This window comes from Marivirga sp., assembly GCF_051117495.1.
In the GTDB taxonomy this organism is placed as follows: Bacteria; Bacteroidota; Bacteroidia; order Cytophagales; family Cyclobacteriaceae; genus Marivirga.
Genome location: NZ_JBNPEF010000003.1, coordinates 64428 through 89599, shown reverse-complemented (window position 1 = coordinate 89599; position 25172 = coordinate 64428). Strand labels below are relative to the sequence as shown.

The 25172-nt window shown below is 35.2% G+C and carries 20 protein-coding genes; 14 read left to right on the top strand and 6 right to left on the bottom strand.

Annotated features, from left to right (window positions below; all coding sequences use genetic code 11):
• The first annotated feature begins 391 nt into the window (after window positions 1-391).
• From ACFE0M_RS01175 to ACFE0M_RS01165, 3 genes are all read left to right on the top strand, one after another.
• The gene (locus ACFE0M_RS01175; protein ID WP_434543908.1) at window positions 392-1132 is read left to right on the top strand and encodes a LiaF transmembrane domain-containing protein; all 741 of its coding nucleotides are present in this window, start codon (window positions 392-394) and stop codon (window positions 1130-1132) included.
• Window positions 1133-1484: 352 nt separating this feature from the next.
• On the top strand, window positions 1485-2432 hold the full coding sequence (locus ACFE0M_RS01170) for a sensor histidine kinase (RefSeq protein ID WP_434543907.1): 948 nt from the start codon (window positions 1485-1487) through the stop codon (window positions 2430-2432).
• Window positions 2429-3163, top strand: coding sequence for a LytR/AlgR family response regulator transcription factor (locus ACFE0M_RS01165; RefSeq protein WP_434543906.1), 735 nt, complete (start codon window positions 2429-2431; stop codon window positions 3161-3163). Before ACFE0M_RS01170 ends, ACFE0M_RS01165 begins: the two co-directional genes overlap by 4 nt.
• Before the next feature lie 185 nt (window positions 3164-3348).
• Here ACFE0M_RS01165 and ACFE0M_RS01160 read toward each other — a convergent pair whose 3' ends face one another.
• A complete protein-coding gene (locus ACFE0M_RS01160; RefSeq protein ID WP_434543905.1) occupies window positions 3349-4758 on the bottom strand; it encodes an MBL fold metallo-hydrolase in 1410 nt (469 codons plus the stop codon).
• A gap of 293 nt (window positions 4759-5051) precedes the next feature.
• Here ACFE0M_RS01160 and ACFE0M_RS01155 point away from each other — a divergent pair, with 293 nt between their 5' ends.
• A complete protein-coding gene (locus ACFE0M_RS01155) occupies window positions 5052-5798 on the top strand; it encodes a hypothetical protein (protein ID WP_434543904.1) in 747 nt (248 codons plus the stop codon).
• Between the two features lie 5 nt (window positions 5799-5803).
• On the opposite strand, the gene ACFE0M_RS01150 is transcribed toward ACFE0M_RS01155, so the two are convergent.
• The gene (locus ACFE0M_RS01150; protein WP_434543903.1) at window positions 5804-7183 is read right to left on the bottom strand and encodes an MBL fold metallo-hydrolase RNA specificity domain-containing protein; all 1380 of its coding nucleotides are present in this window, start codon (window positions 7181-7183) and stop codon (window positions 5804-5806) included.
• Between the two features lie 73 nt (window positions 7184-7256).
• Here ACFE0M_RS01150 and ACFE0M_RS01145 point away from each other — a divergent pair, with 73 nt between their 5' ends.
• Window positions 7257-8231, top strand: coding sequence for a hypothetical protein (locus ACFE0M_RS01145; RefSeq protein ID WP_434543902.1), 975 nt, complete (start codon window positions 7257-7259; stop codon window positions 8229-8231).
• A gap of 57 nt (window positions 8232-8288) precedes the next feature.
• On the opposite strand, the gene ACFE0M_RS01140 is transcribed toward ACFE0M_RS01145, so the two are convergent.
• Together ACFE0M_RS01140 and ACFE0M_RS01135 are read right to left on the bottom strand one after the other, a co-directional pair.
• The gene (locus ACFE0M_RS01140; protein WP_434543901.1) at window positions 8289-10772 is read right to left on the bottom strand and encodes a PspC domain-containing protein; all 2484 of its coding nucleotides are present in this window, start codon (window positions 10770-10772) and stop codon (window positions 8289-8291) included.
• Window positions 10773-10826: 54 nt separating this feature from the next.
• Window positions 10827-11189, bottom strand: coding sequence for a PadR family transcriptional regulator (locus tag ACFE0M_RS01135; RefSeq protein ID WP_434543900.1), 363 nt, complete (start codon window positions 11187-11189; stop codon window positions 10827-10829).
• A gap of 833 nt (window positions 11190-12022) precedes the next feature.
• Between ACFE0M_RS01135 and ACFE0M_RS01130 the strand changes: the two genes are divergently transcribed.
• The 9 genes from ACFE0M_RS01130 to ACFE0M_RS01090 all read left to right on the top strand — a co-directional run bounded on the left by ACFE0M_RS01130 (window position 12023) and on the right by ACFE0M_RS01090 (window position 23556).
• On the top strand, window positions 12023-13099 hold the full coding sequence (locus ACFE0M_RS01130; RefSeq protein WP_434543899.1) for a PorV/PorQ family protein: 1077 nt from the start codon (window positions 12023-12025) through the stop codon (window positions 13097-13099).
• Entirely contained in the window at window positions 13086-18248 is a 5163-nt protein-coding gene (locus ACFE0M_RS01125) for a C25 family cysteine peptidase (protein ID WP_434543898.1), read from the top strand. Before ACFE0M_RS01130 ends, ACFE0M_RS01125 begins: the two co-directional genes overlap by 14 nt.
• 218 nt (window positions 18249-18466) lie before the next feature.
• Entirely contained in the window at window positions 18467-19237 is a 771-nt protein-coding gene (locus ACFE0M_RS01120) for a hypothetical protein (protein ID WP_434543897.1), read from the top strand.
• A 328-nt stretch (window positions 19238-19565) separates the two neighbouring features.
• Window positions 19566-19883: a hypothetical protein gene (locus tag ACFE0M_RS01115; RefSeq protein ID WP_434543896.1), complete on the top strand. Its 318-nt coding sequence runs from the start codon at window positions 19566-19568 to the stop codon at window positions 19881-19883.
• A 295-nt stretch (window positions 19884-20178) separates the two neighbouring features.
• Window positions 20179-21078 carry a hypothetical protein gene (locus ACFE0M_RS01110; protein ID WP_434543895.1) on the top strand — a complete coding sequence of 300 codons (900 nt, stop codon included), beginning with the start codon at window positions 20179-20181 and terminating at the stop codon, window positions 21076-21078.
• Window positions 21079-21259: 181 nt separating this feature from the next.
• A complete protein-coding gene (locus ACFE0M_RS01105; protein WP_434543894.1) occupies window positions 21260-21847 on the top strand; it encodes a hypothetical protein in 588 nt (195 codons plus the stop codon).
• A 6-nt stretch (window positions 21848-21853) separates the two neighbouring features.
• The gene (locus ACFE0M_RS01100) at window positions 21854-22039 is read left to right on the top strand and encodes a hypothetical protein (RefSeq protein WP_434543893.1); all 186 of its coding nucleotides are present in this window, start codon (window positions 21854-21856) and stop codon (window positions 22037-22039) included.
• A gap of 57 nt (window positions 22040-22096) precedes the next feature.
• Window positions 22097-22552: an HD domain-containing protein gene (locus tag ACFE0M_RS01095; RefSeq protein WP_434543892.1), complete on the top strand. Its 456-nt coding sequence runs from the start codon at window positions 22097-22099 to the stop codon at window positions 22550-22552.
• A gap of 74 nt (window positions 22553-22626) precedes the next feature.
• Window positions 22627-23556 carry a tetratricopeptide repeat protein gene (locus ACFE0M_RS01090; RefSeq protein ID WP_434543891.1) on the top strand — a complete coding sequence of 310 codons (930 nt, stop codon included), beginning with the start codon at window positions 22627-22629 and terminating at the stop codon, window positions 23554-23556.
• A 69-nt stretch (window positions 23557-23625) separates the two neighbouring features.
• On the opposite strand, the gene crcB is transcribed toward ACFE0M_RS01090, so the two are convergent.
• Entirely contained in the window at window positions 23626-23997 is a 372-nt protein-coding gene (crcB, locus tag ACFE0M_RS01085) for a fluoride efflux transporter CrcB (protein WP_434543890.1), read from the bottom strand.
• Window positions 23994-24881, bottom strand: coding sequence for a toxin-antitoxin system YwqK family antitoxin (locus tag ACFE0M_RS01080; protein WP_434543889.1), 888 nt, complete (start codon window positions 24879-24881; stop codon window positions 23994-23996). Before ACFE0M_RS01080 ends, crcB begins: the two co-directional genes overlap by 4 nt.
• Window positions 24882-25172: the final 291 nt, after the last annotated feature.

Sequence of the window (25172 nt, the reverse complement as noted above, 5' to 3'; positions counted from 1 at the left end):
GGACCCACCCAAACTACAAAATCAAGGCAAACAGGGGGTTCTTTTTCCTGAATATGGATAAAGCTGGATTAAATATCAGAAGGATTAGGTTTTTATCTCAATTTTAAATTATTTAGGACAGCATTGTCAGACATTGTCTTTATTACTAAAGGAATTTTGATGTTCCTAATGTTTGACATTACTGATAGGGTAGAAGATAACTAGTTACTTATGTCGGACATTTTTTTGCTTTATGAAATATGGGAGCATGGAGGATGTCCGACATTTTTTATAGATATTTCACCGACTCATTTCCGACACTCACCTAGTTTTTACATTTCCTGACCTAATGACAAAAGTATATTTTCATAAACTATAGTAAGTTTATGTCATCATTTAAAATTGAACAGTCATGGAAAACAAACAAAAGCACAAGGGAAATAACAATATGTCATTTGGGGTACTCCTTTTGATTATTGGTGGTATATTATTGTTAGATAGAATGGATATCATTGAATTCAGCTGGATTTTCAGTTGGCCATTCATTTTAATTGGAGTCGGTATATATTCGCTTGTTCGTCATGGTTTAAGAAATAGTTTCGGTATTATTATGTTGCTAGTCGGTAGTTTTTTCTTAATCAGACGGGAGAACCTTATTCCTACTGAATATTATGACTTGTTGCTTCCGGGCGGAATTATCCTAATAGGCTTATATTTGATATTGAGCCGAACTTCAAAGTTCGGATTTTCAAAAGTAGATGCTGAAACAGGCTTTGATGAAAATTTGGGCGTTTCAGATGCGAAAACTGTAGAAAGTGATTATATCAGGGCAGAAGCAGTGTTCGCATCTGTTCAAAGAAGATTGATTACTAAAAATTTTAAAGGGGGCAAGATTACTACTGCATTTGGTGGCGCTGATATTGATTTATCTAAAGCGGAAATTCAAGATAGTGCCGTTTTGGATGTGGAAGTCACCTTTGGTGGATTGAAACTGATCATCCCGCCCCATTGGGAGGTGCAAGCTGACGTTAGCAATGTATTCTCTGGAATTGAAGACAAAAGAGCTTTTCCTTCTGTGGACGAAGCCGATAGGAAAATTTTGTATATCAAGGGCTCGGTCAATTTTGGTGGGTTAGAGTTTAAATCTTATTGATTTATCCCTATTTCGGTCTGACGGTTCTAACTGTCTGACCGATAAATTAAAATACTATCTTGAGGTTTAGCGATTAGACGATTTTAACCGGCAAATCACAATTTGAGCACAAGTCCCCCATGTTTAGGTGTTATCACCCAAACAACTGTGATTAAAAACATTAAAATTTAATCATAGCAGAGATAATATAAAGAAAAATCTACAAGGTTTCTCTTTCATAATATTTAATTTTACTTAATATTTCCTACTACATTTAGAAATGTTTTTGCAACTCTTTTGTCATCAAAATAAATCGTGGATAAAGCTGTCAGCCATTCTTTTAGTATGGCTTGGCTTATCCATTTTTTTATTGATGCATTATGGAATTGATTTCCCTTCCGCATTAATTGATAGCATTATATTTAGTGCTCTTATCATATTTGGGTTTATGTTGCTTGACAATATTTTCAAGTTTTATACACCCACCAAAGGCAATAAGGTTTTGCTTGTGGTTTTCCCTCTCATCTTATCTTTGCTCATATTATATTCAGGAGATTTTTTAATAAAATGGGTAGTGCCTTCCAATTTTAAAAATATTACTTTTCTTAATGAAGCTTTTGTTCTGAGAGGATTTATCATCTTGCTGATTTTTCTTTCCTATTCCTTATTGCTAAATCTCCAAGGAAAGCTACAGGAACAAGTAGAGGCAGAAGAGAGAGAAGCCAAATTGCAGAAAATGACAGATGAAGCGGAACTCTACCAACTTCGCCAGCAATTGCAACCCCATTTTTTATTTAATAGCTTAAATTCTATCAGCTCATTAGTGAAAAGCCAACCAGATAAAGCTAGGGAAATGGTTTTGCAACTATCTGATTTTTTAAGGGGCACTATCCAAAAGGAGGCCAATAATTGGATTAAAGTTCAGGAAGAAATCCAATTTTTAACCTTATTCACTGATATTGAGAAAGTAAGGTTTGGACACCGGCTCCAATTACATTTTGAAAAGGAGAATGGGGTGGATGATTTGAAATTACCACATTTGATGGTACAACCTTTATTGGAAAATGCTATTAAACACAGTTTATATGGATTAACGGGAGAGGTCGCCATACATGTCCATTTTAAGAAGAAGGAAAAATACCTTAATGTCACCATTGAAAATCCATTTGATCCTAAGGCAGGACAGGCAAAAGGTGCGGGCTTTGGTTTAGAGGCTGTCCGAAGAAGGTTGTTTCTCATTTTTGGGCGGTATGATTTATTGAAAACTACCGCATCATCGCAACAGTTTAGAGTTGAACTTTTAATTCCTCAAATCTCATGATTAAGACTATAATAATTGATGATGAACCCTTGGCTACCCAATTAGTAGCAGAATATTTATCCAAATTTAAAGATTTTGAGACGGTGGCCATTTGTCATGACGGATTGGAAGGCATAAAAGCAATCAAACATCATCAACCCAATTTAATTTTTCTGGATGTTCAAATGCCTAAGATCAGTGGTTTTGAAATGCTGGAGTTATTGGAAGAAATTCCTTCCGTAATTTTCACTACGGCTTTCGATGAGTATGCCATGCAAGCATTTGAAGTGCATGCAGTGGATTATTTGCTGAAGCCCTTTTCTCAAGATAGATTTGATAAGGCAATAGAGAAATTTAAACAAACAGGAAAAGCCCAAAACGTTCAAACTTTGCTAGATAGTGAATCCTCAGATGCCAAGGAAATTTTAAGTAGGATCGTTTTGAAAGATCGACATGATATTAAAATAATTCCAACAGCCGATATTCAATATCTGGAAGCCAATGATGATTATGTCAATATTCATACGGAAGAAGGAAAGTTTCTGAAAAACAAAACCTTAAGCTATTTTGAGCAGCATTTAGATTCTGAAGTATTTGTAAGAGTCCACCGTTCGTATCTTGTCAAAATAGCCGAGATTACTAAAATAGAAGCCTATAAAAAAGATAGTCATATTGTGATTCTGAAAAGTGGAGAACATATTCCGGTAAGTAAGACAGGATATCCTAAATTGAAAGGGGTTTTGGGGATATAGCTGCCTAGTCAGCACATATTCTAAGCGAGACGCTTAGACTAGAGAGTGGCTAATTATCGGTCGGACGGTTCTAACCGTCTAATCGCTATTCACGCACTGGTTCAAGTGTCCACTTGGATATTTAGTTTAAATATAAAAAAATGGCAGGTGACCACCTGCCATAGAAGTTTTCTGTTTAATTATATTTATAGCAAAGTGGTAGGACAAACGTATTCTGTCACTGCGATATTCGTTTCCTGTATTCCTTTAAAACCATCCCTTACATCCACGAAATTATCCCAACCTCTGGCTTTTAAAATGGAAGCGGCCAACATACTTCTATAACCGCCTGCACAATGTAAAACAAAAGCCTTGTCTTTAGGCAATTCGGCCAAATGCGAGTTGATTTGATTTAAAGGGATATTTTGAGCGCCTACAACATGCTCAGAATCAAATTCGCTTTTCTTTCTCACATCAAAAATTAATGGTGATTTATTCATTTTGCTGGCTAATTCCCTCGCATCTATCCGATTGACTTTATCAATTTCTTTATGAGCATATTTCCAATTATTAAATCCTCTGTCCAAATAGCCGATGGTATTATCATATCCTACTCTGGAAAGTCTAATCATGGCCTCTTCTTCTTTTCCTTCATCACAAACCAGCAATATTTTCTGTTTGATATCAGGAATCATCTCACCGACCCACATGGCAAAATTTCCATCCAATCCTATGTTGATGCTGTTGGGAATAAATCCCTTGGCAAATTCTTCAGCATTTCGGGTATCCAAAACCAATGCACCCGTTTCATTGGCGGCCGCCTCAAATGCTTCTGGGCTTAAAGGAACCTTTGCTTTTTCCATTACCTTATCTATGCTTTCATAGACTTGAATATTCATTAAAACATTCTTTGGGAAATAGCCCGGAGGAGGGGTTAAACCTGTTAATAATTGCTTTATGAACTCTTGTTTTTCCATCGGCTGCAGTGCATAATTGGTTTCTTTTTGATGCCCTAAAGTATCGGTTGTTTCTTTGCTCATTTTTTTACCGCAAGCGCTTCCGGCACCATGGTTAGGATAGACAATCAAATGATCGGCCAAAGGAAGAATTTTATTATGCAGTGAATCATATAAAAGTCCTGCTAATTTTTCTTCTGTAAGGTCTTCAATTACATGTTGTGCCAGATCAGGTCTTCCCACATCTCCTATGAATAAAGTATCACCCGTAATGATTCCTTGATCATCACCATTCTCATCTATCAAAAGGTAAGTGGTGCTTTCCATGGTATGGCCAGGGGTATGCAATACTTTAATTTTGTAATTACCCACTTCAAAAATATCATTATCCTGAGCTACAATGGCTTCAAATTGTGGTTTAGCAGTTGGGCCATATACAATTTTGGCACCTGTTTTTTGGGCTAAGTCCAAATGACCGCTTACAAAGTCAGCATGAAAGTGCGTTTCAAAAACGTACTTAATTTTAGCTTTGTCCTTAGTGGCTCTGTCAATGTAGGGTTGCACTTCTCTCAAAGGATCGAAAATGGCAGCTTCTCCATTATTTTCAATATAATATGCTGCATGTGCTAGACATCCTGTGTAGATTTGTTCGATTTTCATAGCTTCAATAAAATTTAGTTTTGTACAATATTACGTACTGATAATCAGTCGGTTAGTAACTTTAGTCACTTTTATTGATAGCTATGATTTTAATTTGATTATTAGATGATTTTTATCATGATATTTGGGTTTCAAAGAATTAGTTTATTAAATTTATTTTTTAGTTCATATAGCCTTGAATAACTAAAATTCATACCCTTTTTAATCTTCTGGAAGAGTCATCCAAGCAATTTTTTTGAATGGCTTAGAATTATCAGGGCATAGAAGTTTTAATGGTTCCTAAGTTTAGCATTATGAAACGGATTATAATACTTATTTTATTGAATCTACCGTTTATAGCCGTAGCCCAAATAAATTTTGGTGCTACTGTTGGGCTTAAAATTCATCATTCCGATTTAAACACTAGTGGTCGGTATCAAGGTGTTGATTTACGATTACATTCAGATAATGGTCGGGGATATAATCAAGGTGGGTTATTTTTGGAGATCAATAGTGAAAAATATGATTTTCTTTCTTTGAGATTTAATGCGAAAACGCATAATCAAGTTTATTTTTTAACTGTATTGGATTATGATCCGCCTCCCGAAACAGGTGCGATCATGATACCTAACGGAAAAACATTTTTTGCTCTTTACCAGTCCTATTTGTTTAATGTCATGCCCTCATTAGTGGTGAAACGAAAAATTGAGTATAGATTCAGTTTGGGCTATGAATTAAATTATATGTATCATAAAAATAAAGAGGGCATATTCCCTTATGATGCTAGTGAAAGATGGTTATCAAGACCAACCAATCAAAAGCTATTGGATTTTGCTAATGAAGCCATTATTCAAAATCCGATAAAAACCTTTAATCATAATCTTGTTTTAGTGGCCGAAGCACGATATTGGCATTTAGGATTGGAAGTCCAATATGATGCTTCCATTAATTCTATTGCAGAGCCTATTAATTTTAAAGGAGAGTTTATTTATCCTTTTCGTATGAATACAGGGAATTTTTCAGTAAATCTAAACTTTTATTGGAATAAGATTTCTTATTGAGGCAATCAAATCCCTGAAAAAAGCTCAAAAGACTCCATATAATCAGGAATAAAAACGTTATGAGCTCCTTTTTCCTCTAATTTGCTTTTAAGCGTTTGCATGGCTTCAATTTCACCATGGACCAAAAAAGTAAATTTCAAGGGATCTTGGAAATGATCATACCAGCTCAATAATTCTGTTTGGTCGGCATGGGCAGATAAACCATCAATTTTGGCAAAATGACATTTGATGGGGACTTCTTCGCCATAAATTTTTACGCTTTCTTTGCCTTCTAAAATATCTCTTCCTCGGGTGCCCACTGCTTGAAAGCCTACCATGAGCAATAAATCATTTCTATTGCCAAGCCTTTTGAAAAGATGACTCAATATCCTGCCTCCGGTCAACATGCCGCTAGCGGATATGATAATGGCGCGGTTTTCCAAGGCTTCCAGTGTTTTCGATTGTTGGTGGTCTTTAACATAATGGAAGTTTTTGTAATCAAAAATATCCTTTTCATGTAAGCGGTGCTGTTCTGAATACTTTTTATATAAATGAGTAACACTGATAGCCATAGGGCTGTCCAAATATACAGGTATATGAGGAATTTGTCCTGTTCGCATTAATTCATGCAAGTAGAAAAGCAAATTCTGAGTTCTGCCCACTGTGAATGCAGGAATCATGATCACCCCTTCATTTATATGATTGAGGATATGCTCCTTTAGTTCATCCTGAACTTTAGCTACCTCATTTGTTCTATCTCCATAAGTGGATTCTAGAAATAGCACATCAGAATTTTTGAAAGTGGAGGGAGGAAAGAGTACCGGATCCGATTCTCTGCCTAAATCACCGCTGAAAATAATATTTTTCTTTTGATTATCTCCTTTTAGGTTTACTTCTACCGAAGCAGCACCCAAAATATGCCCTGCAGGATGAAAGATAATGCTGATATGCTCATTTAATTCAAACGTTTTATTAAACGGTTTTGGTACTATTGTTTTTAAAGCTGCTTCGGCATCTTTTTGATCATAGAGTGCCAAAGGGTTTTGATGTTTAGAATAGCCTTTTTCCTTGGCAAACTCAGCTTCCTCTTCTTGTAATTTAGCGGAGTCCATCCACATGATTTCCAATAAATCGGCTGTTGATTCAGTGCAAAAGACATTCTTTTTATAGCCTTGTTTTATCATTCGAGGAACATAACCAGAATGGTCTAGGTGAGCATGGGTTAGTACTATAGCATCAATTTCTTTTACGTCAATGGGGAAATCTTCCCAGTTTCTGAGCCTTAGTGCTTTCAGCCCTTGAAAAAGACCACAATCTATTAATACTTTAAAATCATCAACTTCTAATAAATATTTAGAACCCGTAACGGATTGAGCCCCACCTAAAAACTTTACTCTTACATCCATAGATATTTAAAATTTTCCTATTGTTTTGTAGGATAGTAGCAAACTATCAATTTTAATTCAAAACTTGCGGTAAATGAAGAAAATAATTCTAATTGCCATCCTATACTCTTTAAATTCATTTAGTTTAAAAGCACAAGATGCTTATTTATCATTTATTGATGAGGATAAAAAGGAATTTTTTAGAAATAATGGCTGGGAATTATACTATTCAAATGATGATATAAAATTCTTTGACTATATAATCCACAAAGAGAATCTTGTTATAGCTTCAACTAAAGAATATGATTATAATATTCATTTCTTAAATAAGGAGAGGTTGATTGAAAAGACTAAAAATATTTCAGGGAATGAAAACATGCCCCTGACTCCGAAATTATATCTTGATGAAGAAAATGTGGTTTTTGCACCAATCCCCAAATTTGAGTGTAGAATAATACCAGAAAAGGAAAGAATAAAGAAAAAGAGCAGATGGAAAAACTTCAGGAAAAGGAGTAATGGAGAATTTTTTCAAAAGTATTGGCATTATGGTTTTTATACAATTTACAGTTTTGCAAGCTTGGATAAAGAAAATGGTTTTCAGAAGGTAGAGATTCAATTGGGGTTAGATGAGAAAAATCTTTCTACGCTTTATACGACAAAAGTGAAAAGTGATTATTTGACCTATTCATATAAGGCAGAGAGAGTCGAGCTGGAAATTTTTGAAGATAAGATAATTTTAGTTGATAATTTTAAAAGCAAGTTTTCGGTGTTTGATTTCAGTGGGCATCAGCTTGCTGAGAAGGATCTATCAGATTTCAGTAAAAATAAATCCACACATTTTGGAGGGGCATTACTCAGAAGAGATCCTGTAAATAATAAAATGTATTTAGTATTTAGAAATAATCTTTATCAGATTAAATCAGTAGAGAAAAACTTTCATTTTGAGAAAATCGATTTAAAAGGGGATTTTAGATTTAGTAAATCTAGAGTTTATGACAATTATATTTATAATCTATTTTCCTTAGGAGAAAGAAAGGGAAGAGCCATTTACAGAAAGCGACTGAAGTAAAATGGAAATTGAATTCATGCCATGACCCTAGGCCAAGGCATGAATTATGTTTAGAATTTAATCAGATGAAATTTTTGCCCCACTGCTGCTGTTGCTTTCCAATCTTGGGCTACCTTGATAAGTTATTTTCGAAGCACTGCTCGCACTTGCATCCAAAAATCCGGTAACGTGAATATCCGCTTTAGAAGCACTAGAAGCATCTACTTCTGCATTTTTCACCATGAGGTCGAATGCTTCCACTTTAGCAGCGCTGCTTATATCCAAATCCATGGTATTAGCACGTCCTTTCAAATTTGCTTTAGAAGCACTTGACACTTCTAGGTTCAAAATATTATAATTAATATCTGCATATACTTTTGCAGCGGAACTCACATCCAAATTTAGTTTATCACCTTTAAATCCTAGAACATGTACATTAGATGCTGAGGATGCTTCTAAATCCTTCAAATCGGGCATGGTGATGATACATTTTACTTCTGGAATATTTCCTTTCCAGTTCCAAGAATCACCGGAGAACAAATCCCAGTCCCAGTCTTTTTTATCGAAATAGATTTTCAGTCTTTCATTTTTTACTTCAAACCTAAATTCTTCTAAATCCTCTTCATCTTCAGCCACTACTTGGAAATCATAGCCTTTCCCTTGTCTGATTTCAACAAATATTCCGGTGGCAACCGAAACTTTACTAAAATCTACAATGTCATAAGTTCGCACATAGGCGTCACTTGAAAAGTAGAAGGGCGTGGCAAAAAATTGATCTGAATCAGTGCGATTATAAACTCCACTGCTTGATTTTTCATTTGAGCAAGTCAAGCAATTCAATCCTTCATTTTCTTCGAAAACCCAACGGTTATTATGAATTTGACCTACATTATAACCATTTATATAAATGGTATTTCGAAGGATATGGCGCATTTTCCTATGCATTTCAAATTCTTGCCCATAAGGAACATACAAAATCATATTTAAGCTCTGCGCCCTAAAAGCCGCATCTTCCAAGAATTGAATGTTGGAATCAAACCATAAAATGCTATCATTTTTTAATTCCACATTGTGGTAAGTCATCTTTGCATTCTTCTCCGCATCAATTCTACTAGTGCCTTGTGCCCTGTATCTTTTCTCCAGTTTTATTTTATCACCATCATAACCTCTGATTTTAAGATTTGTAACATCATAATCCTCGAATCCCACTTCCTTTAATTTTAATACGGCTACTTTATCCTGTAATTCATATTCATAGGTTTCAAATACCTCACCGTCATTTCTGAAATTCATGGCAGTTGTAGGGATTATTATTGCAGCAGCTATTAAGCTTAAAAACCAAACAGCCAGTAAAGAAAAAGCAACTGTTCTGTTCATCAACCATTTGCGCGCCATTACACTTATCCCAGAAATCATCACGAATAGTGCAGGTATAATTAAGAATAAGAAACTGATAAGTACTAATTCTAATGAAAAAGTATTGGCTATCAGTTCGTTTGGAATATCGAAAAAGTTAATATTACTGGATTCAAACCAGATTCCCTGCGAAACAAATAATAGAATTATAACCGTAACACCTAGTCCTAATCCAAACAAACTCAATATTATACCTAATACAACCCTTGCAGCTTCCACTATGAAATTTAAAACTGGTCCTAAAGCTTTTGCCAATCCATTTAAAACTATGGCTATCAATCGGAAAGGGAACAATAATATTTTCACTAAGGTTGTTTCTTCTCCATTCTCCACCTTTAGACTACTTTTGATATTCTTTTCAATATTGCTTAGGGTAATGGGCGTACCTTCCATTTGCATTTTCTCAGTTACCGTTTTGGCAGTTGGCGTTATAAACCAAAGCACCAAATAGATAATTAAGCCAGCTCCGCCCGGAATTAGTGATAACACAAATAAAATTCTGATTACCGCTACATCAGTTCCGAAATAAGCGGCCAAACCACGGGCTACACCACCAATTACCTTGTTTTCCTGACTTCTATAAAGCTTTTTTACTTTTTCATCCTCCTTTAATTCAGGATTTGCTGGTAAGAAAATCCACATCACTATGTAAGCAATTAAAATAACGGCTGAAGTTGGATGAAAAGGGAACAAGCCGATAAATCCCAAGATAAATAAAAGCCTTATCCATAATACATCTATATTGAAATAATGTGCGATTCCTGCCGCTACACCACCAAAAATATATCTTTTAGTATCACGGTATAATCTTTTGGTTCCAGTTGGTTCCTGACTTTGATGGCTCTCCTCGGTTTTTTCCTCAAAAGCTTCATCTTTTTCTTCTGCTTTTTGGAAATCTTCTATACTACCTAAAGTAACCATCAAAGCATTTACGTCCTCCAGCTCAATGACTTGCTTGTCATCCTTCAATTTAGCTAGAAAAATTTCTGCTATGCGGTTTTCAATGTCATTAATGATTTCCTGACTATCCTTAAAATCAGAAAAATAACGGTTGATGGCATCCAAATAGTTTTTAAGCTTGTCAAAGCCATCTTCCTCTATGTGGAATATTATGCCTCCTATATTTATACTTATATTCTTTTTCATTGCTTTAAAATTAAGATTTTTTTAGATTAATTTGAATGAGAAATTAATTGCCAATTATTTTTCTTCTTTAGATGATTTCAATTGCTCCTCGGTCTTTTTTTTGATCCTTCTGGCAGATTTATTGATCCCACTCCAAGTTTCATCCAATGCCTTAATGGTATTCTCCCCGCTATCTGTCAATTGATAATGTTTTTTGGGCAGTCCGCTTTGTGCTTCCGTCCATTCATACTGGACTAAATTTTCTTGTTTCAAACGCATTAATAAAGGGTAAATAATGCCTTCCACCTTGATGAGGTCTTCTTCTAAAAGCTCATCGATGATATCAGAGGCATACACTTCACCTCTCCTTAAAATCTGCATTACACAATACTCCAGAACCCCGGTTCGTAATTGTGCTTTTATCTTTTCTGCTATCATAAAATTATCCTTTAATTAGTGAATAATAATGGCTTTCATGCCATTTCTTATGATGCTATGCCAAGATATGTACCATTTTCAGTTTGATGATGATTGAAGACTTGCCTTTTCACTTAAAATCTATCTTTAAATTGTTTTAAGCCGGATTATATTATTTTTAAGTATCAAATTTGAGATTCATAAATATTGCTCAATTCGTTCATTAGAGGTCAATTTAATTGAAGAAGTGTACGTTTTTGAACATTTTATTTAAAGGTTAAATTGTACTAATCTTACCTTTTCCATTTTAGTATGTAATTGAAAACTTTCCAAAATAATTGGTGTGCCACCTCCATGCAATCTACCTAGGTCGGTGGCACACCGACCAAAAGCCATGGGTAATGTCACCCCTAACGGCTTTTAGCACGGTGCCAAATGCTTTCGATTACCATAATTTCGTCTCTATAGGGACTTTGTAAGTGTCTTTTTATCTATCACCATAATTTTCTCAATAAGAGTAAAAGTTTGCAATACGATAATTTTTTTAGCAACCTTTTTCAGGTGTTTTCACCTGAAAGCTTCTGTGAGGTGAAATAAGCTAAGATAGCAGTTGTTTAGGTGGAAACACTTTAAGGAAGGTGGAGGTGAATCCTGTCAGGTTTTTATCTGATATAATAGTGAAAAGAACTATCATTTTATCTCTTTATTATAGGGAAACCTGACAGATTTTAATAAATAGACAAGTTAGAAAAGGTCGGTCTTTTAGTTTTTTTAAAACTATAATAGAAGGAGAATGACATTATTTTCACAGGATATTTGTTAATTTTGATAATTGATTGGATTTAAATGAATTGATGCAAAAACTGCTTTATATATTTCTTTTATCAGTGCTCTCGTTTGAAGTTTCAGCACAGATTTCTAAGCCTAAATATGCCAATGAGTTTTTGGCGATAGGAGTAGGGGCTAGGGCTTTTGCGATGGGCGGAGCCACTGTTGCTTCAGTTGAAGGAGCGGCTGCAGGATACTGGAATCCAGCCAAATTAAACAGCCTGCAGTCTGACCATTCTTTGGATTTGATGCATGCGGAATATTTTGCCGGAATTGCCGCCTACGATTATATAGGTTTTGCCACTTCCATAGACGAAGATAGCAAAATGGGCTTTTCTTTGATTCGTTTCGGAGTGGATGATATTCCCGATACCCGTTTTATTTATGATGCCAATGGGGCTTTGAATTATGATAACATTCGTTTTTTCTCTGCTGCGGATTATGCATTTCAGTTTTCTTATGCTCGAAATTTAAAGTTCTTGGACGGGCTTTCATTTGGTGCCAATGCAAAAGTTATCCACCGCACAGTAGGTGAATTTGCCAAGGCTTGGGGCTTTGGCTTTGATTTGGGTGCTCATTACAAATGGAAGAATTTGGACGTAGGCTTAGTAGCCCGAGATGTAACCGGAACTTTCACCACTTGGTACCATAACATAACCCTGATTGAGGATATTTATACTCAAACTGATAATGAAATCCCTGAAAACACCACTGAAATGGCGGTGCCAAGATTGGTTTTGGGAACAGCTTATACTCAAAAGCTACCTTATAAATTTTCCATTATGGCGGAAGTCAATGTTGATGCTACTTTTGACGGTGAGCGAAACACCTATATCAGTGAGGATCAATTTTCCATTGACCCAAGAGCTGGTATAGAATTGGCTTATGATAACATGGCTTTTCTAAGGTTTGGAGGTAATAATTTGCAAAAAATAAAGAATTTTAACGGCACGGAAAGATGGAATGGACAGGCCAATATTGGGGTTGGTTTTAAATATAAAGTCCTACAGATTGATTATGCTTTCACTGATCTAGGGAATAGTTCTGAGTCACTTTATTCTCATGTTTTCACCATGATTTTTAATTGGAATGCGAAGAAATAAGATTTTTAAAATCATATTGGACTTACTTTATCATATTACAGACTCAGCTCAAGCCTGCCAGGTTTCTAGAAATTATAAAACTAAAATTGTAGCGTTCTTCAATATTTTAGTAAAAAACAAACCAGACAGCTTTCCTTTATGTTTTAAACTTAATAAAGCTGGATTAATAATTATTTTTTCTGTTTTTGCACACTTTGTTCAATCACAAAATCCTCAGTCTTGGATAAATTTCAATCAATCCTACTATAAAATATCTGTTGGCACAAATGCTGCCTTTGAATTGGATTATAATGATTTGTTAGAAGCAGGTCTTCCATTATCCACCATTGATGCTCGAGCCATTAGGATGTATCACAGAGGAGAGGAAATTTCGATCAGGGTAAGTGGACAAAGTGATGGGAGGCTTGATCAGGGAGATGCCATTCAATTTTTAGGAAAGTCGAATGATGGGGTATCAGATACTCCTTTATATCAAAATCCGGATCATCAAGCCCATCAGTACTACAATCTTTTTTCTGATACTACTGCATATTTTCTGACCTGGAGATCGGATGGAAGTACGGGAAAAAGAATGATAGAGCGGAATATTATCAATAATACCCAAAATTTACCGGAAGAAGAATCCATTCAGCAATCAAGGCTTCAACTATATACTAATAATGGCGATAGAGGTCAGCGCTATAATCCACAAAACGATATATATAATGCCGCATTTGATTTAGGAGAAGGCTGGACGGGCTCCGCTTTTACCAATACCACAAATTTTTCTGTAAGCAATATCAGACAAGCAAATCAATCAGCCCCAGTCCCTAATCTGGAAGTACTCATTCAAGGTCGGAATATGAGACCACATCAAACGGAAATATTGGTTGGGCCAACAGAAAATAATTTGCGTTCGATTGGCACAGTAAATTTTGAGAATTATGAGTATGAAGTTTTTAATGCAGATTTAGAATGGTCTGATATTAACAACAATGGAAGTTTGGTCGTTCGCCTAATTCCACAAGCGGAAGGATCGGACAGGATTTCTACATCTTATATAAAATTGGATTATCAAAGAACTCCCAATGTGGAGAATGAATCTGGAAATCAATTTACTTTAAATGCCAATCCATCGGGCTCTTCTTATCTAAGATTTTTCAATACGAACAGTAGTGCCCGTTTGTATAGGATTGATAATTTTAATGAGCCGGAATTATTGCGTACCAATCGAGTGGGAGCAGAAATTAATACGGTGGTTGAAAATACATTCAATGAGACTAAAATATACCTTCAAAACCAGAATTTTATAACGCCTAAAATAGAGAAAGTCAATTTTAGGAATTTGAGTAATATCAATCCGGATTATGTAGTAATTAGCCATCCAGAGTTGATGAAGGCAAGTGGAGAATACAGCAATCCTGTACGGGCCTACACGGCTTATAGGGCTTCGGCCGAGGGTGGGGACTATGATACTTTGACAGTGAATATTTTAAGGCTCTATGATCAATTTAACTACGGAGAGATTTCTCCCATGGCCATTTATCGGTTTACGGAATATTTGGTTCAGAATACCAAGACTGAAATGGTTTTTCTCATTGGTAAAGGAATGAACTGGTACCATAATTATCACAGAAGAAATGAGATTACAGATAATCTTTATAATGAATTTGTGCCCACTGCAGGTTCGCCCGGTTCAGATAATTTATATGGGTTTAATTTACAGGAAAATAACAGAGCGTCTATTTCATTTGGAAGATTGAATGCGCATAATAGCCAAATAGTGGCCAATTATTTGGATAAAGTAAAGGAGATGGAATCTAGGCCATTTGATGATTTAAGAAGAAAGCATTTTCTTAATTTAAGCGGTGGGGTATCATTTTCGGAAGTTAATAGGTTTATCAACTATATCAATGATTTTGCAAATTTTGAAAGTAGTCCATTTGTAGGGGGAGATTATTCAAATCTCACAAAAGAGACTACCCAAGTAGTGGAATTCATCAATGTGGCCGATCAGGTCAACCAAGGACTGAACTTGATCACTTTCTTCGGTCATTCAAGTCCCAATACGGCTGATATAGACATAGGAAAAGTTTCCGACCAAAGTTTGGGTTATGAAAATCAGGGGAAATATCCATTTATCTTGATTAATGGATGTGATGCAGGCGCATTTTATCAAATAGCTAAAAATGCCGATACCTTTGGTGAAGATTGGGTAAATACTGCCAATAAAGGGGCTACCGGGGTTTTGGCACATGCTTATCTTGGATTCTCCAATGAATTAAAGCGCTATAGCGATGTATTTTTCGCAAAGGCATATAATGATTCAAGCTTGATTAATAAGCCTATTGGAATTGTGCATAAAGAAATCACCAATCAATATTTGTCTATTTTTGGAAGCAATCCGGCCCCGCTTTATTTATCACAAGCCCAGCAAATGAATTTGATGTGCGATCCTGCTTATAGATTGTTTCCAGCCAAAAATCCAGATTATGAAATCACGGATGAGTCTTTGGAGGTAGTTTCTTTGGATGGAAATGAAATTGATGCACTGACGCCTGAATTTGGAATTGATGTCATTATAAAAAACTATGGCATTACTAGTGAAGATTCAATTGCTATTTTGGTAAAAAGGACGCTACCCGATGGTGATATCATTGTACAAGATACCCAATACGTGGCGCCAGTTTATTTTCAAGATACTGTTCAAGTAAATGTCATCAATGACAGACCCGAAAGCTTTGGGCAAAATGTATTTGAAGTGATCATTGACCCAGCAGCCAAGATTAAGGAAATAGATGAAAACAATAATACTGCGCAGGTCGAGTTTTTCATTTCCCTTGGTACAACCTTAAATTTATATCCTTATAACGATGGAATTATTAATTCGCAGAATATTACTTTAACCGCTCAATCTATTGATTTAAATTCATCCAAAAGAGATTTTCTATTTGAGATTGATACCACCCAAAACTTCAACAGCCCCTTTTTAAAATCGGAAAGGCTCACAGCAAGGGTAATTGCCAATTGGGATGTCGAACTATTAACAGATGAAGACCAAGTATATTTTTGGAGAACAAAATTTGCCAATCCGCAGGCGGACGAATTGGATGAATGGACAACTTCTAATTTTGTTTTTAATACGGCTATAACACAAGGGTGGAAACAAAGCAGTGAAGCCCAAATTCTTCAGAATAGTATTCAAGGATTGGTAATCGATAACAGCAATTGGAGCTTTGAGGAGAATACGCTAAGTCTGGAAGCCAAGGCTCCCAGCAACAGCGAAAATGATAATATCAGCATAAGAATAGATGGAAATGAATATGCTACATCCGGTAGTCAATTGGGACCATGTGCTATCAATACGGTCAATTTGGTGGCTTTTGATAAATCTTCGGGAGTGCCTTATGTGATTCTGACTGATGGTGGGTTTGATGTTTTGGATCCTCTTTCATGTGGAATTAGACCTCAGGTGATCAATCAAATCAGGAATAATCAATTAAACCAGCCAGCTGAATATTTTAAGAAATATTATGATGAACTGCCAGATGGGGATTTTGTATTGCTCACTACTTATGATAGTGTGGCTTGGAATGTACTCCGTGCTAATAACAGAGCAGAATTATTAGATCTGGGAGCCACTGCTTCCGCTATTGATAATTTACAAAATGGAGAACCTTATATATTGCTGGGTAGAAAAGGAGCAGGGACCGGTAATGGAACCGAAATTGTTGCTGATGCATCATCATCTGTACCTACTTCAGATCAAACATTGTTGTTAGATGACCTTATTGAGGCCCGTTTTGAATCCGGCACTATTCTTTCAAGAATAATCGGTCCAGCCAAATCATGGAACTCTATTAATGCAGTTTTTGCCAATGTAGAGGCCACAGATGATATTAAATTGGATGTTTTTGGAATCGATACTTTAAATAATCAGAGTTTATTGTTTTCAGATGCTACTTTGCCATTGGATATTTCCTCTGTTGATGCAAGGCGTTTTCCACAATTACGCCTTAGAATAACACTTTCCGACCCTGATAACCTATTTCCATCCGAACTATCGGCTTGGCAGGTGGTTTTTGAAGAAGTTCCGGATGCAGTATTGATACCTACAACTGAAAATGCTCGCCAAGATAATGAACTAGCAGAAGGAGAGGAGTTTACAAAATCTTTCCAAGTATTTAATGTAACGCCCAATGCGTTTGATAAACCCATCACCTATAGAAGACAAGTGTTCAATAGGGAATCGAGAACCTTCTTTAATGAGGATCTACAAATTACTGCACTTCAGGCAAAGTCGGACACCAGTTTTTCGATATCCGTCAATACCCGAGGAAAAGTGGGGGAAAACGATTTGGCTATCAATTTGAATTTCAATAACCCTTTTAATGAAAAGCGGTTTACTAATAACTTGCTTAATTATAATCGCTTATTTACCGTGAAGAAAGATTCCTTACCACCATTGGTAGAGGTCACTTTCGATGGCATCACCATTTTGGATGGTGATATTGTTTCTCCCCGTCCTTACATTCAAATTAAATTGAAGGATGAAAATACATTAATCAATAAAACGGATACCGCAGGAGTTGAAATTCGATTGAGAAGGGATTGTGAAGAATGCGTAAGTGAAAGAATCAATTTTTCCAATTCCAATATAGAATGGATTCCGGCCAGCGAAGACAATCCTTTTACGGTCAATTATCAACCCGATGGCCTGGAGGATGGAAATTATCAGTTAAGCGTGAATGCCACAGATGCCAGCGAAAATATAGCAGGAGAAGAACCCTATAAAGTACGCTTTGAAGTAGTGAATGCCTCCACCATCACTAATTTTTATCCCTATCCCAATCCGTTTTCTACCAGCACCCGATTTGTGTTTACACTGACTGGAACCGATTTACCGCAAGAAATTAAAATTCAGATTTTAACCGTTACCGGCCGAGTGGTTAGAGAAATTTTACAAGATGAAATAGGCCCTATTCATATAGGAAACAATATAACCGATTATGCCTGGGATGGAAAAGACGAGTTTGGCGATAGATTAGCCAATGGCGTTTACCTCTACAGGGTGTTAGTGAGAAAAGACGGAGCCTTTATGGAACAACGTGCTACCGCTGGGGATAAAGCTTTTACCAAAGGCTACGGGAAGTTATATATTTTGAGGTGATGGCGTAATATTTGTTTGGATTGAAGCTTTTTCACGGCTACTAGTTTTTTATTTTAAATCTACGGTTACAGCCTTTGGTCTTGGTCTTAAGTCAATTTAAAAGGTTTTTTATTAACTATTAATTCAGTAGATTACCAAGGATATAATAGATATATAGTTACCGGGGGGTGACTGTATTCAGTTTTAGAGTGAATAATGGATCCAGAACCAACAATCAAATGAGACTCATATTAATTTTAATATTCTTTTCGATCGTATCTTTTACTTGTTATAGCCAAGGATTATCAGATTATGATGATATAATCTATCTTGATAGCGAATATAAAACTACAGAACCGAATTTAGAAGAGCTAAAAACCATGAATCTCAGTAGTTTCTGGCTGAACAATCCAACCGAAAGACGTTTGGGCTTTATCGGTAAGAATTATCTCCGACTACATATAAAATTCCTATCAATTATTAAAAACCCATTTGAACCTTTTGAATACTTAGTTTATGGAAAAAGCATGGTAAATGATAATATTTGTGAGTTTCAAGGCACAATAAGGATTAAGGAATCGTATTACTTCATTTCTGAAGACTATCCCTCTGGCAATAAGGGAATTCTTGCTGGGGAATATAAATTCTTTGAGAATCAGGCATCATCACATGCTGGAATTTTTACTGGTCGATTCACTACCAATTGGTATAAAGATGAAATTGGGCAATTGGCTTATAACGACTTATGGAGTGTCTCTGCAATGTACAATAATAATCAATTTGCTGGTACCTGGACTGAATATGGCAGTGATAAACATTTAATAGCAAATTGGGGTGACAGCAGAATACCTTTATCTGGGGACTTGGATGTAGGAACAAGCGAATTTCGTCCAGCTGATAAATACGCTTCAAATGGATGGATTATCTTCCTGATAGCTAACGGAGGAACTCCAGATAAAATGGATATAGAGGGTGCTAGAAAAACAGAAAACAGGCAATGGTGGAAATAAAAATCACTCTAACATTTGCTAAAAATGCATTTGCTTACTGCTTCTAGCAAAGTGTGTAGAGAATTCTCCACAAAGCCAAACTGATTATTTCATTTAGATTTAGGTCAAGCATTCAGGAAGGTTTTCTTCTTTTTTCTTACAATAATTGTGGTTATGGTTTGGCTTCGCTACTTTAGTATTTCACCAGCGAAGTGTAGCAAACGCATTTTAGCTTTGCGTTGGATGCCATATTCCCATGAAAAGACCTATTCCAATCCTTATCTCTCTACTAGTTGTACTTGGATTACTTGCTATCTTAGGATATCTGTACTTCTTTTTTATAATCGGTATGGAACCAACTTCATCTAGAACAGAACTACTTGAAGAACTCTCTAGAACCCAAAACATCGAAATCCAAGCTCGAAATGACCAAAAACAAATACATGGGCTTCTAATTGAATTGCACGGCTACATTTCCGACAGCCTAACTTTTTCTTTTGGAACGAACGACTCAGCTATCTATAGAACTGAAAAATTGTCTCCTGGAATTGTGGATTATAGATATAGATCTGATTGGTACTCAACACTGTGCTTCTTAACATTTGAGCCAAGAACTGACAGTATTGACGGAGAACTACAAATAGAGTACAAATTTTTCGGAGAGTAAGGTATAAACATTCTGTCATAAATCATGGCTGTTAGTAGGTTATTTTGGCTTTTACTCTTTGTAGATAGCCCGGCAATCCGCAGGATTGCCTTATTGGTGAGACTTAATTTAATAAGCCAATCCTGCGGATTTCCTCGGTAGTTAACTGAAATTTTTATACTTTTAATCAGCCAAGAATTTATACAGTGGTGTTATACTTCATTGCTTTAAATGCAAACCTTAACAAAACTAATATCTTAATATGAGAAAGTTTCCAGTAATAATATTAATTCAAATACTAGTTATCTCTTGTACTATGGATATTGAAAATTTCACTGAGGACAAGGAAGAAATTCCTGAAATTATATTGAATAGAATCAAAAGCACGAATCTCCTTCAAGATGATGATAGTATCATAATGATAAATTATCGATACAAACAATTATTTCCCACTTTTGAGACCTTTGATGACCGTTTTGTATTATTATCCAAAAAACAGCTTACTCGATTCTATACAACAAATGACGATTCCGTTCGCATTCAGAAAATTGACTTAGATAGTTGTTTAAATCTTACCATTACCAAAAATACTGATGTACCTAATGAAGTGCATTACAGCATAAGAGGTGATAAAATAGGGGCGCATTTTTATAGTGAAAAAACCAAAAGGTATGAATTAATTCCCCATTCAGATTATGTATATTGTCTAGCTACGTCTGATTATATTGATGAATATGAAACTATGATGAATTTAATGCTGAGCAATTGGAAAAAACAAAAAAATTACGACAGTTTAAGACAAATTTATCTTACTCACTATAAAGTAAATGGTGAAAGAATTATCACTAAAGATATTAGAATATCTCGACAAAAATTAAATAAATTAAAGGATGAGGTTGAAAAAATATCTAATAAAGTTATTGACGAAACTGACTGGCTAATAATTGTAAACGATGGCAAAATTTTACACATCGACTATGATTTCTTTGAGAAAAATTTTCATGTAATAGAAATTGAAGTTGAAAATATTCCAACTGATGAATCTGACATTTCATTTGTTGCTTCATATTACTTTGGGGAAACTATGGGAGGCCGTGATACACTAAGTTTACCGCATGAATACAAAACAGATTTTTCTAAAACAACATATATAGGCGTGAAGCAAAGCTATGAGAATAGTATTAATGATGTACTGGAGCTCTACTTCCAAAACTGAACTAAGTAAATAAGAAGTATAACATCCTGTACAAATCATGGCTGTTAGTAGTATATTGTTTCTTTATTTACTTGCGGATTGCCTCGGTAGTTAATGCAAAATTTTTATACTTTTAATCAGCCACGAATTTATACAGTGGCGTAAAGTAAACCCCAAATCTGTAAATAATCATAAGATTGAAATGAGAAATTTTTTAATGATAGCATCACTTTTCTTGATTTTTTCATCTTGTTCTAAAGATGATGATTTATTGATTCCTGCCGAAATAGATAATCCAAGTCTTATGATAGTCTCCTGTCAAGCCTCAATAGATGATACGTTAAGACTAGTGGAGTACGAGTATGAAAATGATAATCTCATAAAAGAAACCTTATTTCTAAATGGAGAAAAACATAGCAAAACGACTTTTGACTATAATTCAGATAATCAGATGGTATCAGAAATTTATATATCTGACTTGAGAAAAACAGAGAAGACTTTTCTTTACAATGAGGACAACCTATTGATCAATATCTTATATAAATCCACCTACTATGATATTGACGGGCAAATAACAAATCAAAGTGAAAGTGAAGCTCCAAGAGAATATGAAAATAACCAATTAGTAAAAGAGTGGGAATATTGGGGTGGATTTAACACATATGAGTACAAAAACGGCAAGGTTGTAACTAAAATTGATTATACCAAAAATGGAGAACAACACCATTTTACTTATTATAAATATTCAGGAGATTTATTAATTGAAGAAAAGAAGGAGAATAAATCGTGAGGATTATTGTATTTAAAAATATACAGCTATGATTCACAAAATAGATTAATTCAAGTCAAAGACGGAGATAATATTATTGAAGAAAATGATTATGTGGGTTACAAATTGGTTGAAAAAAGAACTTACTATTTCGGAATTGACCCAGGATATGATATTTGTTATGGAAATTATGTTTTTAGATATAAATACTAACCCTCACTCTCATGCGGTCATGAAACATATGGGGGAATTTTAACAGGGTTTACTATAATGCAACGAATTATAGATCCCAACTCCCTTTCAAAACGTTTCATTTCACAAAACCATTATATTTCATTGAAAAATCTTGATAACTTTAAATCCACTTGGAATTCTCTGACATCAAAATATACTGACAATATCGAGTTGGGGGAAGAACTGTGGCAGGAGATTGAAAATGCTTACTCCAATAGCTATCGGCATTATCACAATATAACTCATTTGGAATCCATGATTGATAATGCATTCAAATACAAGGACAAAATCAAAGACCTTGATACCATTTTATTCTCTATTTTCTATCATGACATCATTTATGATATTAAAAGTAAAGATAATGAAGAAAAAAGTGCTGAAATTGCTGTGGATCGATTAAGTAAACTCGGACTGCAGAGCGATAAAATAGTGAAATGTAGAAAGCAAATCATAGCCACCAAAAATCATCATAAAAATACTTTTTCACAATAATCAATTACTTTATCAGTTATTTATAGTTACTTTGGTATTTTTAAATCATTTTTATTATATCCCTTAAAAAAATTATGAAGAAACTATTAAGCCTTATCATTACCTCCATATTCACTTTTAGTACCTCTCAAGCTCAAGAAATTCAATTTTACAATACAGAAGAAGGTGATAAACATATATGGGGAGAATTCCCAATTGATTATTTAAAAGAAGACACTACCTATTCTAGTTGGTACAATGAAAATTATGACAATTTCTCAGTTGAAGAAGCGAATTATGATTGGATCCAAAACCTAAAAAATGACCAAGTGGATATTTACTTGGGTACTTGGTGTGGAGATAGTCAAGAATGGGTACCTCGATTTTTAAAGTTGTGGGATGAACTGGGTTTGAGCAGGGATCAACTTAAATTTACTGCACTTTATGGCTCTGGTGAACAATACAAACAAGGTCCCAATAGGGAAGAGGAGGGATTGAATATCCATCGTGTTCCTACTTTTATCTTTAAGGAAGACGGTAAAGAATATGCGAGAATTGTAGAATCACCCAGTACTGATCTGTTTACAGATGTTGCCCAAATTGCCTTGGGATACCCATCAGCGCCCAATTATGCCGGAGCCAATTATATGCTACAGCTTTTTGATAGCATGAGTATGGAGGAAATCTATAAGGATATTAATAATATCTACAGAACTGCTTATTACAAAGTAGGTCGATATGCTGAGCTAAATACGTTGGGAAGAGTGCTTTCTACTTCAGATCGGAAAAAAGAGGCATTGTTGGTTTTTCAATTCAACACCTATTACTATCCTGGAAATTGGTGGACTCACAAAGCCTATGCTGAACTGCTGACTGAAATGGAGAATTATTCAGAAGCAGTAAAAGCATATGAAAAGGCGATTTCCCTTAATCCTGAAAATGAAGAGATAAAAGCGGAATTGGAACGGTTGAATAAACTCCTGCCTGAGAAGGAAGGAGAAGAAAAGGGGGCTAGTTCTAATTAGGACTTTCTTAATTTTTCCAAAGTATTATACTTTGGAAAAGTTTTTTTCATCCTATTATGAAGACTTCTATTAAAATATTTTCACTAAACTAAAGCCCACAAAAACAGCCAATAAACCCACTGCAATACTGCCTAAAGCATAAAGCAGAAACATCCCGATCTGACCGTTTTGGAGATAGCTAAAATTTTCATAAGTAAAAGTTGAAAAGGTGGTATAGCCACCACAAAAACCAGTTACAAGCAATAATTTGAAATTTTGGGATGGATTCTCAATCAAATAGCCTAATAAAATACCAATAAGTAAAGAGCCTAAAATATTAGCTATTAAAGTACCATAGGGTAGAAAATGGGACAGGTATTTATGGGTAAATTGAGAAGTGGCATATCTGGCAATACTTCCTAATCCACCGCCCAATCCAACTAACAATAAATTCTTGATCATTTGGATGCAAATTTACGGTTCCACTGCTCTCTATCATATACTAATTTGCCTTTTGCATCCCATTCTTGGTTAATATAAGGCTCAAAGTCTTTATCAAAAGGATCTCGACCATATTGAATAGTTTTCTTCCTTCTTCTCCTTTGATCATAATACTCAGCCCAAAGTCCCACTTTTTGATCAAATCTATATTCTCCTTGTACGGCTACTTGTCCGTTTTTGTGAAAATAGAGATAAGTACCTTCCTTTTCACCATGCTCAATAGGGATTACTTCTTTTACATGCTCCCTTTTTTCTTCATCATAATAAGTAATTTTAGAATCGATTGGCCAGCCTTTAAAATAGGTCAGTTTGTCCATTAGGATACCGTTATTATCATATCGCATCCATCTGCCATGCTTGAGACCATTCCAGAACATACCTTTTTCGATGACCTGTTCATCTTTCATTTTTTCATAAGGCCCGTGTAGAATGCCGGCAAATTTTGGATCAGCATTTTTAGTGCTTCTTATTTCCTTTCGTTGAAAGTCATACCAGTAAAAATCCCGAACATAAGGATCTGGCTCCACATATTCTTTTTTAAGGTAATTGAAAAGCTCGCGGGTTACATTGTTTCCATATCCCGAAATCGTATAATTTTTTCGTACTTTTTTGCCGTAATAGAAATTACGTTTTTTCTTTTCCTTCTTTTTTTCTTTTTCATCCTCTTCTTCCTCTTCCTCCGTATCCAAATCAATGGTTACGGGTGCACCATCCAAAAACTGAAAGGTTTTTTTGATAGTATCGGATGGAGTCGGTACAGTATCATTGGGGATTTCTTCTTCCTGAGCCAGTAAGACTAAAGGCAAACTGATGAATAAAACCGATATGAGTAAGTATTTCTTCATATTGTGCTAAACGAAAACAGCCCGAAGTTATTGAAAATTCCGGGCTGTCTCTATATTTTTAATTAATTATTAATAATTCGGGAATTAATAATTATGATTTTTGCCACTGCTTGTGTCTTCACAAGCAGTAAGGCAATTGAGGTATAAAACTCCTTTCTTTTAGATACATTTGTAGAGACACTCTACCCCGGTCGGTGGCACACCGACCGGAATCTGTGATATATAATTTAAGTAAACCTGACAAGCTTCATCCCTCTATTTTGAAGCTGACAAAGTAAGCTTAATAATTAC